We start from the raw sequence: 14985 nt of genomic DNA, 5'->3' as shown, positions 1-14985 counted from the left end.
GAATTCGCACTAGAGGCACTAGTGCATTTGCACTTTTTAAGCCTATTTTTTAAGGCGCAATTCCCCGGCGAACAGCCCGCGTTCACGGGCCCAAACGATCGCTGCACTGCGGCTGTGCACCCCCAATTTCGAGTACACCGTAGCCACATGGTTACGCACGGTATTGGGCGCCAGTTTCAGGCGCGAGGCGATCTCTTTGTCGGCCAGGCCTTCACAGATCAAACCCAGGACATCGCGTTCACGGGCCGTGAGGTCGGTAAACGCGATGTTCGGCTGGTTGGGGCTGTTGACGCTCTTGGCGTTGGCAAGTTTTTCGATCAGTGTCTGGCTGAACCAGGAGGCGTCCTGCATCACTTCCTCGATGGCCGCCACCAACTCCAGCTCGGAGCGTTTGCGTTCGGTGATGTTCATCATCACCAGCAGGTAACACGGCACGTCCTCAATGATCACGGTGTCGGCGGACACCACACAGTCGATCACTTCGTTGCCTTTCTTGCGCACCTTGAGGTCCTGGCCGTCGAGGTTGCCGGCTTTTTCCAGGGTGGCAAACAACTGCGCGCCCGCCTGGGGGCTGTCGATAAAGTCGATGTCTTCGATGGACTTGCCGATCAGTTCTTCACTGATATAGCCGGTAATGCTCATGAAGGCTTCGTTGATGTCCACCACCTGGCGGTTGCCGGCGCTGCACACCAGGGTCGGCACGGGCGTGAGACGGAAGGATTTGGCGAAGCGCTCCTCACTCTGGCGCAGGGCGATTTCTGCCTTGCGCCGGGGCTCCAGGTCCATGAACGAAAACAGCATGCAGTCCTCTTCGTTCATGTCCAACGGCTGGCCGGCAACGATCACCAGTTTGCTGCCGCCTTCGGGAAGTCGCAGCTCGGCCTGCATTTGCGGGATGGTCGCGCCTTCGCCCAGGCGCTGGATGGCCAGGTCCTTGCGCTCGGCCTGCTCCAGCACGTCCAGCTCATAGACGGATTTACCGATGACCTGGTCGCGGTTGTAGCCGGTCATCTCCAGGAAACCCTGATTGACCTTGATGTAGCGCAAGTCACTCAGGCGACAGATCACCGCCGGCGCCGGGTTGGCGTTGAAGGTTTTTTCGAAGCGTTGTTCGGCGCTGGCCCATTCGGTGGCGTCGCTGAGGATCAGCACCAGCAACTCCGGTTCACCACGGGAGTCGGTGATCACCAGGCTGCGCAGGCGGTGGACCCAGGTTTTCTCTTCATCGGCGGTGGGCGTGACTTCTACCACCACGTCGCTGAACTCATCGCCCGCGGCGGCTCGGGCCAGGGGGTAGTTGTCCGGCTGCACGGGGTGGTTGTTGCGGTAGCGCAAGGCGAAACGCTTGGCATATTGCTGGCCATCGGCGCCTAGCCCCATCACGTCGCCCACTCCATGCATGGTGAGTGCCGCCTCGTTGGCCCAGAGAATGGTTTGATCGATCTCGGCCAGAATCACACCGTCGGACAGCCCGGAGATGATCTGCTGCAGTTGGCGACGGTTGGTTTCTTTGGCTAGAACGTCCTGGGTCATAGGTTCTCCGGGGTTTTGGGCGCATGGGAAGTACGACACCCGCACTTCAGGATAGTGCAGAGGCAATCCGCGATACGGGGTGCGAATGCACCAGATGGCCTGGTGCATTTGAGCGGGGACGGCAAGCAGCCGTCTCGCCAGACTGAAACAGTCAATCACTGTCAAAGGATCGAACATGACCACTGTCTATGAAACCAACCGTTCGCTGTTTCGCGTGTCCTGGAGTTCCGTGCTGGCCGGTAGTGCAATTGCCCTGGTGACCTACCTGGTGCTGAGTGTGCTGGGAACGGCCATCGGTGCCAGCGCTGTCGACCCGATGCAAGCCGGCAACCCGCTCAGCGGTTTCGGTACGGGCGCCGGGATCTGGCTGTTTGTCTCGACGTTGGTGGCAATCGGCGTGGGGGCCTTTGTGGCGGGACGGACCGCGCCGGATCGCGGTGGCCTGCACGGCGTACTCACTTGGACGCTGACCACCTTGCTCACCACCTGGTTGCTGGCCGGGCTGGCAGCCAGTGTGGTCGGCACGGCCGGCAATGTGGTGGGTAAGGGCCTGTCGGCTGCCGGTAGCGGCATCGCGGCGGCAGCGCCGGGGATTGGCGACAGCGTCAAGCAGCAACTGAACGAGCAGGGCATCCAGCTGGATTGGAACAGCCTGCAAGGCGAGCTCGACACCTTGCTCAAGCAAAGCGGCAAGCCTGAGCTGGACCCGGCCAATGTCGAACAGAAAACCGATCAGGCCGCCGCCGATGGCAAACAGACCGCCACCGATGCGGCGACAAATCCGGCCCAGGCGGGCGATCAGTTGAAGCAGTGGTTCGAACGCGTCAAGGCGTCCGGTGAACCTGCGTTGAATGCTGCGGATAAAGACGCGCTGGTCAACATTGTTGCTGCGCGTACGGGCAAGAGCAAAGAAGAAGCCACGCAGATCGTCGACAACTACGCCCAGGCTTATCAACAAGCCATGCAAAAGGTCGATGAGCTGAAGCAGCAGGCCGAGCAGAAAGCCCGTGTAGCCGGCGAAGTGGCCGCCAAACAGCTCTCCCGCGCGGCGTGGGGCACCTTGGCGATGTTGCTGCTGGGCGCAGCGTTGAGCTTCCTGGTGGGGCGCATGGCCCTGACCACGCGTCGAGTGCCGTTGGCTTAACGAGGTTTGCAGCAAGGACGCTGCTTTTCGCTGGCACCAAACATGCTAGTGTCAGCACTCCAACACCCACCGGCAGTGCCTGGCGATGCGTGATATCTACAGCGTCTTCAATTCCAATGGCGCCTATGAAACCGGGGCCCATGCCCATGACGAGTTCATGCTGATGGTGCCCGAGCACGGCTTGCTGCGTTTCAAGGACGAAGACAGCGGGCGCACCACTTCGGTGATCGAACGCCAGTTCGTGCTGGTGCCGCCGCAGTGCAGCCATTCCTCATCGTCACTCACGGCCAGCCAGGGCCACCTGGCGTTCTATGTCGACCCCGACTATATGCGCTACGCCCTGCGTGACCTGTCCGGCGATGCCAACCGCTTGCTGCGCGTGCCCACCCTGGGCATCTGGCAAACCTCGGCGCCGCTGCACCATTTGCTGCTGGCGAAAAAGGCCTTCAGTCAACCCGACCCCTATGTCGATCGCCGTCGCCAACTGGCCCAGGCCGATCACTTGCTGCTGCTCGAATGCCTGGCGGTTTCCCTCAGCCAGCCGAGCCTGCAGCGCTCGTCTACCGAGCGCCACGGCGCGATGCTGGTGCGCGACGTGAAGGCTTATGTGGAAGGCAACCTTGAGCACGCGCCGGGGCTGGATGAGATTGCGGCGGTGTTCCATATGTCGCGTCGGCACCTGACCCGGCTGTTTGCGCTGCACACCGGCGAGACGGTGCTGGCTTACGTGCAACGGCTGCGCCTGGAGCGGGCGCAGACCCTGCTGAGGCACACACGCCTGTCGGTGCTGGAGATTGCCAATAACGTCGGTTATGAATCGCCGTCGCACCTGGCCCATGTGTTTCGGCGGGTGCTGGGCGTGTCGCCGGATGAGTGGCGGCGCGGTTAACCTCAGACCTCCTATTCCCCTTGTCCCAATCCCGCGCATGATCCGGCCCGATCCCGTGCGCCACAAATCTGTCATCCGTTCATCCTCTGCTCACCAACAACAAACAAGTCCGGCGTACCGGACGAGGAGGGGCGGTGAGCGCAAAACCCTTTATCCGTTTTTCAGGCGTGCAAAAAAGCTTCAAAGTCGAGGGCCGTCAGTTTGTGGCCGTACGCAATGTGTCGCTGGAGGTCCAGCGCGGCGAAATCATCACCCTGGTCGGCCCTTCGGGCTGTGGCAAGTCCACCTTGCTCAACATGACAGCCGGGCTGTTCGGCCCTACCGAGGGCGTGGTGCATTACGACGGTGCTGAGGTCAAAGGCGTCAACACCCGGGTCGGCTACATGACCCAGGCCGATCACCTGCTGCCTTGGCGCACGGTGGCGGGCAACATCGCGGTGCCGCTGCAGATTCGCCGCGTGCCCAAGGCCGAGATCGAGGCGCGGGTTGAGGAGCTGATGGCGCTGGTGGGCCTCACCGGTTTCGGCGAGAGCTACCCCAACCAGCTTTCCGGCGGCATGCGCAAACGCGCGGCCATGGCGCGCTTGATGGCCAGCGACCCGGAAACTTTGTTGATGGACGAACCCTTCGGCGCCCTCGACGCGCAGATGCGCCTGACCTTGCAGACCGAATTGCTGCGCCTGTGCCGCAAACTCAACAAGACCGTGCTGTTCGTCACCCATGATGTCGATGAAGCCATCGCCCTGGCCGACCGCTGCGTGGTGTTCGCCGGTCGCCCCGGCACCATCGACCATGTGCTCGATATCCCCCTGACCGGTGAACGCAACCTGGTGCAACTGCGCTCCGATCCACGCTACGTGGAACTCTGCGCCGAACTGTGGAAACGCCTGGCGCCCGACGTTGCCGGCGCCGCTGACCCTTCTTCATTGGCTCACTCGCTGGAGGTCGTATGATCCAGGTTTATCGCTTGCTGTTCCTGGTGTTCCTCATGCTGTTGTGGGAAGGCGTGTCGCGCTGGTTTGGCGTGGAATTCTTCATCAGCCGCCCTTCGGCCGTGGCCCAGAGTCTGTGGAAAATCCTGCTCAATGGGGTGTTTTTCTACCATGCCGGCATCACCACCCTGGAGGCGGTGCTGGGCTTTTTCTTCGGTTCCCTCGCGGGCTTGATCGCAGGCCTTGTATTGGGCCGCGCCAAGTTGCTGGCTGACATCCTCGATCCGTTTTTGACCGCGTTCTACAGCCTGCCGAAAGTGGCGCTGGCGCCGCTGTTCATCCTCTGGTTCGGTATCGGTCTGCCGATGAAAGTCATCCTCACCGCCGCAGTGGTGTTCTTCCTGGTGTTCCTCAACACCTACAGCGGCGTGCGCAATGTGTCCCGCGAGCAACTGACCATCCTGCGCCTGATGGGCGCCAAGGAACGTGACCTGCTGACCATGGTGGTGATCCCCTCGGCCTTCACCTGGGTGTTCACCGGCCTGCGGTTGTCGGTGCCCTATGCGCTGATCGGCGCGCTGGTGGGCGAGATCATCGCGGCCAACCGTGGCCTGGGCTATCTGCTGTCGGATGCGGCCTCGCAGTTCGACACCGCCGGCGTGTTTGCCGCGCTGGTGGGGATCATTGCCCTGGCGCTGATCCTGAACACGGCGGTGAAGCTGGCTGAAAGCAAGCTGATGCCGTGGAAAGCCAATGAAGCGGAACGTGAAGTCGCGGTTTAACCCCCTCTGGTTTGGAGCTTGATCATGCTTAAGCGTCTTGTGATTGCCGGTCTGTTGTGCGTTGCCTTCCTGCCCGCCGCCCAGGCTCAGGACCTCACCAAGGTCACCCTGGCATTCCCCAGCGAAGGCTTTCTGTATGTGCCGATCTACGTCGCACAGAAGCAGGGCTACTTCGCCGAAGAAGGCCTGAATGTGGAAGTGATCGTATTTCAAAAAGGCGGCTCGGCAGCGTTGACGGCCGTGCTCGGCCGCGATGCCGATGCCTACGTCGGCCTGCCTGCAGTGGCAGTGCGCGCGCGGTCCAAGGGCCAGAACGTGCAGGCGTTTGCCGCCGTGCAGACCCAATTCGGCAGCACCGTGGTGATCGATGGCGAGTCGGCGCGCAAGGCTGGGGTGTCGGCCGCGTCGCCCATCTCGGCGCGTGCCCAGGCCCTCAAAGGCTTGAAGATCGGCGTGACTGGCCCCGGCAGCACCACTGACATGCTGGTGCGCTACCTGGCCAAGGACGCCGGCCTGAACCCGGACAAGGACTTCACCATCATGCCCATCGGCGGCGCGCCGAACATGCTGGCGGCGTTTTCCCAGGGCAGCATCAACGGCTTCTCGCTGTCGCCGCCCACCGTCACCACGGCGGCGCAGCAGGGCGGGTTTGTGCTGATGGACCTGGCCAAAGGCGAATACAAACCCTTGGACGGCTTCCTGTTCACCGCGATGATCGCCCGCGAGGACTGGTTGAGCAGCAACAAGGCAACCGCCGAGAAACTGGTGCGCGCAATCTGGAAAGCCGAACACCTGATCGCCAGCAAACCGGACAAGGCCCGCGAGTCGGTGCGCCCGTACTTCGCCCACACCGATGCAGCGATTTTTGATGCCGCCTGGACGGCTTCGTTGCCGTCCTACCCGGCCACGCCACGGATCGAAAAAGACGGTGTCGAGAAGAACATCAGCTTCATGAACGCCGTCGAGAATGATCCGGTGACACTCGACCCGCAGCAGGTCTACACCAACACCATCGTCGACGCCGTGGCGCCGACTGTTTCCACCCTCAAGGGAGAGGCGAAATGACGCCCGAGGTTCATCTGGTCAATGTATTTCCCGCCACTGCGCGTGGCGGCAATCCGGCGCCCACTGTGGCGCTGGCCGACGGCATGAGTGATGTCGATATGCAGCAAGTCGCCCGGGATTACGGGCATGAATGCGGCTTTGTGTTTGCCGCACCGGCCGGCAGCGATTTCGATTTTGCCCTGCGTTTCTGGGTGCCCAACCATGAGATGGAAATGTGCGGCCATGCCACCGTCGGCGCCATTTGGCTGCTGGATCAATTGGGCATGCTGCACAAGGAGCGCCTGGCGTTGTGGACGTTGAGCGGGCGGGTTGATGCTCAGATCGCCAATGCGGGCACTCCACAGATCCAAGTGGAAATCAGCCAACCTAAGGGGCAGGTTGAGACCTTGAGCGACCCGCAGGTGGAGGCCGAAATTCTGTCGGTGTTGGGCATCACGTCCAATGAACTGGCGCCGTTGCCGATTCAGAACGCCCGCACCAGCCGCGTCAAAACACTGGTTGCGCTCAAAAGCGTGGCGGTGCTGGACAGCCTCAAACCGGACTTCCGTCGCATGGAGCAACTGTGTGAGCGCATCGGCTCTACCGGGTTGTATCCCTACGCGCCGTCGGACCTTGAAGGCCGCCAGTTTGATGCGCGGCAGTTCCCCAAGTCGTCGGGTTACCCGGAAGACGCCGCCACCGGTATCGCGGCGGCAGCGTTGTCCTTTGGTCTGTTGGAAAACGGCTTGGTGACCGATGACGATCGTCCGGTATACATCCGCCAAGGCCGCGCGATGGGGCGGCCTTCGCAGATTTCGCTGCGCTTTCGTCATGATGCGGCAGGGCAGGTGCAGGGGTGCTGGTTGGGTGGGCATGTGGAATTTGTCGAGGAGCCCGCATGAGTATTCGCGAACGTATCGCCGCCTTGGGCTTGCAACTGCCCGAGGCGCCAGGCCCCAAGGGTGACTATGTGCCGGTGACGATCCATGCGGGTGTGGCCTATGTGAGTGGACAAGTTTGCCGACTGGGCGATGGCGTGATCAGCGGACCGGTGACGGACCAGACCTCGCCCGCGCGGGTGACACAAGCTGGTCAAACCTGTGCGATGCGCGCCTTGAGCGTGCTGGATCAGGCGGTAGGGTTGGAGAACGTCGAGCGCATTCTGTTTGTGCGAGGGTTTGTGTATGGCGGCGAGGGTTTCCAGAGTTTTTCCAAAGTGGTCGACGGCGCTTCCCAGGTGTTGATTGATGTGTTCGGTGAGCAGGGCCGGCATGCGCGGTCGGCGGTGGGCGTGGCGGGGTTGCCCAGCGGCGGCATGCTGGAATTGGAAGTCACCGCCGTTATCAAAACGACGGGATGACAGATCGGCACTCACCTCAATGAGCGCGTAAAATGCCGGTCTTTTTACGCGTATCTCGCAAAGGTGCCCCTTGAGCGCAGGCAAAGCCGTCGGACTGTTACTACTCACTTCCCTGTTGGCGGCGTGCGGCACCTCGCCGCCACGCACGCCCAATGACCTCTGCGGCATCTTCCGCGAAAAGGACGACTGGTACGACGCCGCCAAAGTCACGCAACAACGCTGGGGGGTGCCGATTCAGGTGCCGTTCGCCATCATGTATCAGGAGTCCGGCTTCCACCAGGACGCCCTGGCCCCGCGCAAATACCTGCTGTGGATCATCCCCTGGGGCCGCGTCTCCACCGCCGCCGGTTACGCCCAGGCCAAGGACGAAGTGTGGAACGACTACCGCAAGAGCACCGGCCGCAGCGGCGCCAGCCGCCAGGACTTCGACGACTCCATCGACTTTGTCGGCTGGTACATGGACAAGACCTACACCGTCAACGGCGTCTACAAATACGACGCGTATGGCCAGTACCTGAACTACCACGAAGGCTGGGGCGGCTACCGCCAACGCACCTACGCCGCCAAGGCCTGGCTGCCGCCGGTGGCGAGCAAGGTGCAGGCGCGTTCACAGCTGTATGCGGCGCAGTATGCGCGGTGCAAGGATGATTTGGGGCGGGGGTTTTGGAGTCGGTTTTGGCGGTGGTTGTGATGCAGTGATTTAACCCTTGTGGTGAGTATGCTTGTGTGGCGAGCGGGCTTGCCACAACAAGCCCGCTCGCCACAGGGGTTAGCTCGGCTGCATACACTCCAGCGACCGATCCACCATCACACTGGCCATGTCCACCAGGTGCATGACCGACAGCACCAGCGTGCGTGAAGTCCCTTCCAGTTGATCCCCGGCCGTTTGCGCCGCAACGGCGGCACAACGCAACACGCTGCTGGCGTGGGCCAGGGCGTCTTCGAAGCTGAGGTCTGGGGTGGTGGTGAAGAATTGCAGTTCTGAAGCGGGTGGCGCGGGGACAGGTTTGTCCATGGGTTCAACTCCTAATCTAAGTTGGAATATCACCACCATCGCTACCAAACGACTTTTAGGGTGGTGACCGTACGCAGATTGGTAGACCGGTGATTAGGACCCGGTGCACCCGAGGGTGCCCTGCGCACGGCCACCATAACGCAGGGCCGAAAAAAAGCGCCTTGCAGAAGGGGGCGCTTAGCGCCTAATCACTCGTGGTCTACCAAACCCCGAGTCACTGAATTGGCAGTGACCGACGAAGACTAGCCACGTGATTTGAGCGGCGCAAGCGGTTGGGATTCTCTCGGAAACGTCCTGCGACTTAAAGCGAAATGTCATCGCAGCGACTCTTCCTACACTTGCCAAACCTACCCAATTCTGGGAAAACCCCACCCTTTGTACCGTCAACGAGCGCCCTATGAGCCCCGAAGAACTCCAAATCACCGACATCCGCCCCGGCACCGGCAAAGCCGTGGTCAAAGGCGCGCTGATCACCACCCAATACACCGGCACCCTGGAAGATGGCACGGTGTTCGATTCCTCCTGGGAGCGCGGCAAGCCGTTCCAGTGTGTGATCGGAACCGGGCGGGTGATCAAGGGCTGGGACCAGGGGTTGATGGGCATGCAGGTGGGCGGTGTGCGCACGCTGTTCGTGCCGGCGCATCTGGCCTATGGCGAGCGGTCGATGGGGGCGCATATCAAGCCCAACAGCAATCTGCGTTTTGAGATTGAGTTGCTGGAAGTGCTGACGCGGGACGATTGAGGGCGGTGAACATGGAAGTTGATTCACACGAGTTGCCGGCGTGTTCCGTCGCGGGCATTCAGGTCGTTGAGCTGGGTGATCGCGATGAAGCCGAGTTGCAGCGGTTTTTTGAGCGGGCGCCGGATTACTTCATCGCGGTCAACGGTGAACCGGCCACAGCGACCGAAGCGCATGAGGAATTGCAGGGGCTGTTACCCGCAGGGTGGGCGTGCAGCCGGATGTATTGGCTGGGTTACCGCGATCTGGAAAACCAACTGGTGTCGGTGGTGAACATTGCGGCGGACTTGCTGGCTGTTGGTGTTTGGCACATTGGGCTGTTGCTGGTGGATGCACGCTGGCATGGCACCGGGCTGGCGCGGCAGTTACACGCGGATCTTGAGGCTTGGGCTGCGGGCAACGGCGCACAATGGCTGAGGCTGACGGTGGTCATCGGCAATGCCAAAGCCGAACGCTTCTGGCCTAAGCTGAGTTATGTGCCGGTGCGCACGCGCGAGGGGATTACCATGGGGCGTCAAGTGAACAGGGTCTCGATTCAGGTCAAGGCGCTGGCGGGTGGGCAGGTTGAGGATTACTTGAGGCTGGTGGCGAGAGATCGCCCGGGCACGGTATAGCAACGGATATACGCTAACCCTTGTGGGAGCTGGCTTGCCTGCGATGGCGCAGTGTCAGGCACAGAGTCTCTAGCTGAAAAGCCGCCATCGCAGGCAAGCCAGCTCCCACATTTGATCTTCAGCGTATCCAGGAAAATGGTTTCCTGAACCCATCCTGAAGAATCCTCTTATTCCCCATACGGAAACTTTCCTACGGTTTACTCTCTGATCAACGGGGCGTAAGCTTCGCGCGTTTTCATCAATAGCGGAGACCCTCAGTGGGTACTTGTTCGAGTGACAGTAGTCGGCCGGTTTCGGTAACCGGCACAGGCTTGGCAAGGTAACGCGCATTTTTACGATGCCGTTGTCTCGCCACTAAAAGCGAGAAGCGGCATCCCGGCAGTGGCCAGTCCTGGCGCCTGCCCGAATCCCTCTCATCGACGCTGACCAGCACCCGGCTCACCTCGGGATGCTACGGACGCGCCTGTCTTTTTCGACAGGCGGGCCTAGCTGGCTGTGCCTATAAAACAGGCGCGGTGCAGACGGCGGTACCTGCACGACGGTTTTTTCCTCGCGCAGGAGTAACACCATGAACCTGACTCTGTTGAAAGAGTTCTTTGCCGGCTTCCTGCGGACCCGGCACATCGCCCGGCATTTCCGTCGCCTGGCGATGCTCGAAACCGTGACCGACGCCAGCGTCAGCCGCGAAGTGCCGCCGACCCTGGCGCAAACCCTGGTGGTCTCGGCCAACAGCAGTGCGGTGCAATTGCTCGGCACCCTGGGCAGCCATTCCGAGGGTTTGACCACTCAGGAAGCCGACGCTCTGCGCGTGCAATACGGGCTCAACGAAGTCGAGCATGAGCAGCCGCTGCCGTGGTGGGTGCACCTGTGGCACTGCTACAAAAACCCGTTCAACCTGTTGCTGACGTTGCTGGCGGTGATCTCCTGGCTGACCGAGGACATGAAGGCCGCCACGGTGATTTTCTCCATGGTGGTGCTGTCGACGCTGTTGCGTTTCTGGCAGGAGGCCAAGTCCAACAAGGCCGCCGATGCGCTGAAAGCCATGGTGAGCAACACCGCCACGGTACTGCGCCGCGATGAAGCCAAGCGCATCGAACTGCCGATCAAACAGTTGGTGCCGGGCGACCTGATCGTGCTGTCCGCTGGGGACATGATCCCCGCCGATTGCCGCGTACTCAGCGCCAAGGACCTGTTCGTCAGCCAGGCGGCGATGACCGGTGAATCGATGCCGGTGGAGAAATTTGCCCAGCAGCAGGACGCCCAGACCCGCAACCCGCTGGACCTGGAGAACATCCTGTTCATGGGTACCAACGTGGTGTCCGGCGCGGCGACGGCGGTGATCCTGACCACCGGCAACAGCACCTATTTCGGCGCCCTGGCTCAGCGCGTCACCGCGACTGACCGTGCCACTACCTCGTTCCAGCATGGCGTCAACAAGGTCAGCTGGTTGCTGATCCGCTTCATGTTCGTGATGGCGCCGCTGGTGCTGTTCATCAACGGTTTCACCAAGGGCGACTGGACCGAAGCACTGTTGTTCGCGCTGTCGATTGCCGTGGGCCTGACCCCGGAAATGCTGCCAATGATCGTCACGTCCACTCTGGCCAAGGGCGCGGTGTTTCTGTCGCGCAAGAAAGTCATCGTCAAGCGCCTGGACGCGATCCAGAACTTCGGCGCCATGGACGTGCTGTGCACCGATAAGACCGGCACCCTGACCCAGGACAAAATCTTCCTGGCGCGCCATGTGGACGTGTGGGGCGCAGAGTCCGATGACGTACTGGAAATGGCCTACCTCAACAGCTACTACCAGACCGGCCTGAAAAACCTGCTGGATGTGGCGGTGCTGGAACATGTGGAAGTGCACCGCGAGCTGAAAGTCGGCACGGCGTTCCAGAAGGTCGATGAAATTCCGTTCGACTTCAACCGCCGCCGCATGTCCGTCGTCGTCGCCGAGCAGGGCCAGCCGCACCTGTTGATCTGCAAGGGGGCTGTGGAAGAGATTCTGTCGGTGTGCAACAACGTGCGCCATGGCGACGTCAACGAAGCGCTGACCGACGACCTGCTGGCGCGTATCCGCCAGGTCACCGCTGCGTTCAACGAAGAAGGCCTGCGCGTGGTCGCCGTGGCCGCGCAGCCGATGGCGCCGGGGCGCGATACCTACAGCCTGGCGGATGAGAACAACCTCACGCTGATCGGTTACGTCGCGTTCCTCGACCCACCCAAGGAAAGTACTGCACCTGCGCTCAAGGCCCTCAAAGCCCATGGCGTGGCAGTGAAAGTGCTGACCGGCGACAACGAACTGGTCACCGCCAAAATCTGCCGCGAGGTGGGCCTGGAGCAACAGGGCCTGCTGATGGGCAACGACATCGAGGACATGACCGACGCGGAGCTGGCCAAGGCCGTGGAAACCACCAATGTGTTCGCCAAGCTCACCCCGTCCCACAAGGAACGTATCGTGCGTTTGCTCAAGGCCAACGGGCATGTGGTCGGCTTCATGGGCGATGGCATCAACGACGCGCCAGCACTGCGAACAGCTGATATCGGCATTTCGGTGGACAGCGCGGTGGATATCGCCAAGGAAGCCGCCGACATCATCCTGCTGGAAAAGAGCCTGATGATCCTGGAGGAGGGCGTGCTGGAAGGCCGGCGCACCTTCGCCAACATGCTCAAGTACATCAAGATGACCGCCAGTTCCAACTTCGGCAACGTGTTCTCGGTGCTGGTGGCCAGTGCGTTCATTCCGTTCCTGCCGATGCTGCCGATGCATTTGCTGGTGCAGAACCTGCTGTATGACATTTCGCAGATTGCGATTCCGTTCGATAACGTCGACGACGAGATGCTGAGCAAACCGCAACGCTGGCAACCGGGAGATGTCGGCCGTTTCATGCTGTTTTTCGGGCCAATCAGTTCGATCTTTGACATCACCACGTTCGCACTCATGTGGTATGTCTTCGATGCCAATACGCCTGACCACCAGACCTTGTTCCAGTCCGGCTGGTTCGTGGTCGGGCTGCTGACCCAGACGCTGATCGTGCACATGATCCGCACCCCGAAAATCCCGTTCCTGCAAAGCCGTGCGGCGATGCCGTTGATGGTGATGACCGGCGTGATCATGGCCGTGGGGATTTTCCTGCCGATGGGACCACTGGCGCACTACTTCAAGTTGCAGGCGCTGCCGTCGCTGTACTTCGTGTTCCTGCCGGTGATCCTGCTGGCGTACATGGCACTGACCCAGGCGGTGAAGGGCTACTACATCCGTAAGTTTGGCTGGCAATGAACAGGGAAGATTTCCTATGCAAGCAATCAACAACATCAACCTTGAATCCCTGGTCGACACCCTGGTCAGCCTCACTGCGTCCTTTATTCTCGGTGGTTTGATCGGTTTCGAGCGTCAGTACCGCCAGCGCACGGCGGGTCTGCGTACCAACGTGCTGGTGGCGGTGGGTGCGGCGATTTTCGTCGACATGGCCAGCCGGCTCGGCGGCGCGGAAGGCGCGGTGCGGGTGGTGGCCTATGTGGTTTCGGGCATCGGTTTTCTCGGTGCCGGTGTGATCATGCGTGAAGAGGGTAACGTGCGGGGGCTCAACACGGCGGCCACCCTCTGGGCGTCGGCGGCGGTGGGCGCTTGCGCGGGTGCCGACCTGGTGCTTGAGGCGTTGTTGGGCACGCTGTTTGTGCTGGCGGCCAACACCTTGCTGCGACCGATCGTCAACAACATCAACCGCCAGCCGTTGGACGTGGTGTCGGCAGAAGTCACCAACATCCTCTATGTGATCGCCCGGCGTACCCAGCAGAAAGCCGTACTGGCCTTGCTGGAAGCGGAGCTGGCACGTTGCAACTATCCGGCCAGCGATGTGGACGTGCGCCCCTTCGGCACGGAAGAAGTGGAGATCGAAGCCACCCTGGCTGTGACGTCCGTGGACGGCGACGAGCTGGACGCACTGGTGGCGCGAATCTCGATGTCGACCCTGGTGGTGCAAGCGTTCTGGAGTCCAAGTACCACCGAGTAGTCCCCGGCTGTAAGGCGCTGTCCCGCGCGAAGCAGACTATGCTGTTACCAGGAAAAGTCCTACAAACAATCGAGATTAACCCTTCATTTGATAAGCCACACCGTTGTTAAGGTTGCGCCCTTGCGCCTCAGGAACCAGGGCGCAGCTCAACGTTTTGACCGTGCTTTATCAAAAGGAGGGGTCTGTACTGCCTGAAGTGTCATGCGGAGTAATCAGCACCGTTTGTCGGAACTGTTACTTTTCACAGGTAGTTAGGTCCCGTGTGATATGTAAGCGTACTGATCCCTCGGGGAGTCTTATGAGCAAAGCTTTAATTGTGGATGATCACCCTTTTATCCGTGCCACCGTGAAGTACCTGTTGAAGCAAGAAGGCTTTGACGAAATCTATGAAGCGGGCAACGGCGCCGACGCCATGCAGTGTGCGCGTGAGCAGCGCCCGGACCTCATCATCCTCGACTTGGCCATGCCCAAACTCGGCGGGCTGGAGGTGATCAGCCGGATCAAGGCGCTGGAACTGCCTTGCAAGATTCTGGTGCTGACCTCCTACCTGGCCGTGTTCTTCTCCACCCGCTGCATGCGCGCCGGGGCCATGGGCTTTGTGGCCAAGACGGGTGAGCTGGACGAGTTGCAAAAGGCGATCCGGGCGATCCGCTCCGGCTACAGCTGCTTCCCCAGCGTGGCCACCAGTTCAGTGCGCCGTGACGATATACAGACTACCGAGCAAGAGCTGGTCGACGCGCTGTCAGACCGCGAATTGACGGTGCTGCAAAAACTGGCCCTGGGCCTGGGCAACAAGGAAATCGCCGAGGATATGCTGTTGAGCCACAAAACCATCAGTACCTACAAGACGCGACTCAAGGAAAAGCTGCGTATGTCTTCGGTGGTGCACCTGTCCAAGTTCGCCCAGCGCAATCATCTGATCTGAA

The 14985-nt window shown here is 61.0% G+C and carries 15 protein-coding genes; 13 read left to right on the top strand and 2 right to left on the bottom strand.

What is annotated here, in order from left to right; translation table 11 throughout:
* Nucleotides 1-42 precede the first annotated feature (42 nt).
* Nucleotides 43-1533 (bottom strand): PAS domain S-box protein, encoded by a 1491-nt coding sequence (locus ACP7BX_RS23605; RefSeq protein WP_426127555.1) that lies wholly within the window; start codon nucleotides 1531-1533, stop codon nucleotides 43-45.
* A 175-nt stretch (nucleotides 1534-1708) separates the two neighbouring features.
* Here ACP7BX_RS23605 and ACP7BX_RS23600 point away from each other — a divergent pair, with 175 nt between their 5' ends.
* The 8 genes from ACP7BX_RS23600 to ACP7BX_RS23565 all read left to right on the top strand — a co-directional run bounded on the left by ACP7BX_RS23600 (nucleotide 1709) and on the right by ACP7BX_RS23565 (nucleotide 8375).
* Nucleotides 1709-2677, top strand: a complete 969-nt coding sequence (locus ACP7BX_RS23600) for a hypothetical protein (protein WP_426127557.1) — start codon at nucleotides 1709-1711, stop codon at nucleotides 2675-2677.
* An 85-nt stretch (nucleotides 2678-2762) separates the two neighbouring features.
* The gene (locus ACP7BX_RS23595; RefSeq protein WP_314527582.1) at nucleotides 2763-3566 is read left to right on the top strand and encodes an AraC family transcriptional regulator; all 804 of its coding nucleotides are present in this window, start codon (nucleotides 2763-2765) and stop codon (nucleotides 3564-3566) included.
* 134 nt (nucleotides 3567-3700) lie between these two features.
* Complete coding sequence (locus ACP7BX_RS23590; RefSeq protein ID WP_016976715.1) at nucleotides 3701-4519, top strand: ABC transporter ATP-binding protein; 819 nt, start codon at nucleotides 3701-3703, stop codon at nucleotides 4517-4519.
* A complete protein-coding gene (locus tag ACP7BX_RS23585) occupies nucleotides 4516-5280 on the top strand; it encodes an ABC transporter permease (RefSeq protein ID WP_016976714.1) in 765 nt (254 codons plus the stop codon). The genes ACP7BX_RS23590 and ACP7BX_RS23585 overlap by 4 nt, the downstream gene beginning before the upstream one ends.
* Nucleotides 5281-5304: 24 nt before the next feature.
* A complete protein-coding gene (locus ACP7BX_RS23580; RefSeq protein ID WP_426127560.1) occupies nucleotides 5305-6345 on the top strand; it encodes an ABC transporter substrate-binding protein in 1041 nt (346 codons plus the stop codon).
* Nucleotides 6342-7226, top strand: coding sequence for a PhzF family phenazine biosynthesis protein (locus tag ACP7BX_RS23575; protein ID WP_426127562.1), 885 nt, complete (start codon nucleotides 6342-6344; stop codon nucleotides 7224-7226). Before ACP7BX_RS23580 ends, ACP7BX_RS23575 begins: the two co-directional genes overlap by 4 nt.
* A complete protein-coding gene (locus ACP7BX_RS23570; protein WP_426127564.1) occupies nucleotides 7223-7684 on the top strand; it encodes a RidA family protein in 462 nt (153 codons plus the stop codon). The genes ACP7BX_RS23575 and ACP7BX_RS23570 overlap by 4 nt, the downstream gene beginning before the upstream one ends.
* Before the next feature lie 70 nt (nucleotides 7685-7754).
* The gene (locus ACP7BX_RS23565) at nucleotides 7755-8375 is read left to right on the top strand and encodes a transglycosylase SLT domain-containing protein (RefSeq protein ID WP_426127566.1); all 621 of its coding nucleotides are present in this window, start codon (nucleotides 7755-7757) and stop codon (nucleotides 8373-8375) included.
* Between the two features lie 78 nt (nucleotides 8376-8453).
* Here the strand turns inward: ACP7BX_RS23565 and ACP7BX_RS23560 are convergent, their stop codons facing one another.
* The gene (locus tag ACP7BX_RS23560) at nucleotides 8454-8699 is read right to left on the bottom strand and encodes a DUF6124 family protein (protein WP_016976709.1); all 246 of its coding nucleotides are present in this window, start codon (nucleotides 8697-8699) and stop codon (nucleotides 8454-8456) included.
* 397 nt (nucleotides 8700-9096) lie between these two features.
* On the opposite strand from ACP7BX_RS23560, the gene ACP7BX_RS23555 reads away from it, so the two are divergent.
* The 5 genes from ACP7BX_RS23555 to ACP7BX_RS23535 all read left to right on the top strand — a co-directional run bounded on the left by ACP7BX_RS23555 (nucleotide 9097) and on the right by ACP7BX_RS23535 (nucleotide 14984).
* The gene (locus ACP7BX_RS23555) at nucleotides 9097-9441 is read left to right on the top strand and encodes an FKBP-type peptidyl-prolyl cis-trans isomerase (RefSeq protein WP_092249737.1); all 345 of its coding nucleotides are present in this window, start codon (nucleotides 9097-9099) and stop codon (nucleotides 9439-9441) included.
* Between the two features lie 11 nt (nucleotides 9442-9452).
* Nucleotides 9453-10052, top strand: coding sequence for a GNAT family N-acetyltransferase (locus ACP7BX_RS23550; RefSeq protein WP_426127569.1), 600 nt, complete (start codon nucleotides 9453-9455; stop codon nucleotides 10050-10052).
* Nucleotides 10053-10620: 568 nt separating this feature from the next.
* The gene (gene mgtA, locus ACP7BX_RS23545) at nucleotides 10621-13326 is read left to right on the top strand and encodes a magnesium-translocating P-type ATPase (RefSeq protein WP_426127571.1); all 2706 of its coding nucleotides are present in this window, start codon (nucleotides 10621-10623) and stop codon (nucleotides 13324-13326) included.
* Nucleotides 13327-13342: 16 nt separating this feature from the next.
* Nucleotides 13343-14059, top strand: a complete 717-nt coding sequence (locus ACP7BX_RS23540) for an MgtC/SapB family protein (protein WP_426127573.1) — start codon at nucleotides 13343-13345, stop codon at nucleotides 14057-14059.
* Nucleotides 14060-14357: 298 nt separating this feature from the next.
* Nucleotides 14358-14984, top strand: coding sequence for a response regulator transcription factor (locus ACP7BX_RS23535; protein ID WP_033902088.1), 627 nt, complete (start codon nucleotides 14358-14360; stop codon nucleotides 14982-14984).
* Nucleotide 14985 lies beyond the last annotated feature (1 nt).

Source organism: Pseudomonas sp. DWP3-1-3b3, from assembly GCF_049896305.1.
In the GTDB taxonomy this organism is placed as follows: domain Bacteria; phylum Pseudomonadota; class Gammaproteobacteria; order Pseudomonadales; family Pseudomonadaceae; genus Aquipseudomonas; species Aquipseudomonas azotoformans_A.
Note: the sequence above shows the minus strand (reverse complement) of the source record. Positions and strands in the feature narration are given on the sequence as shown.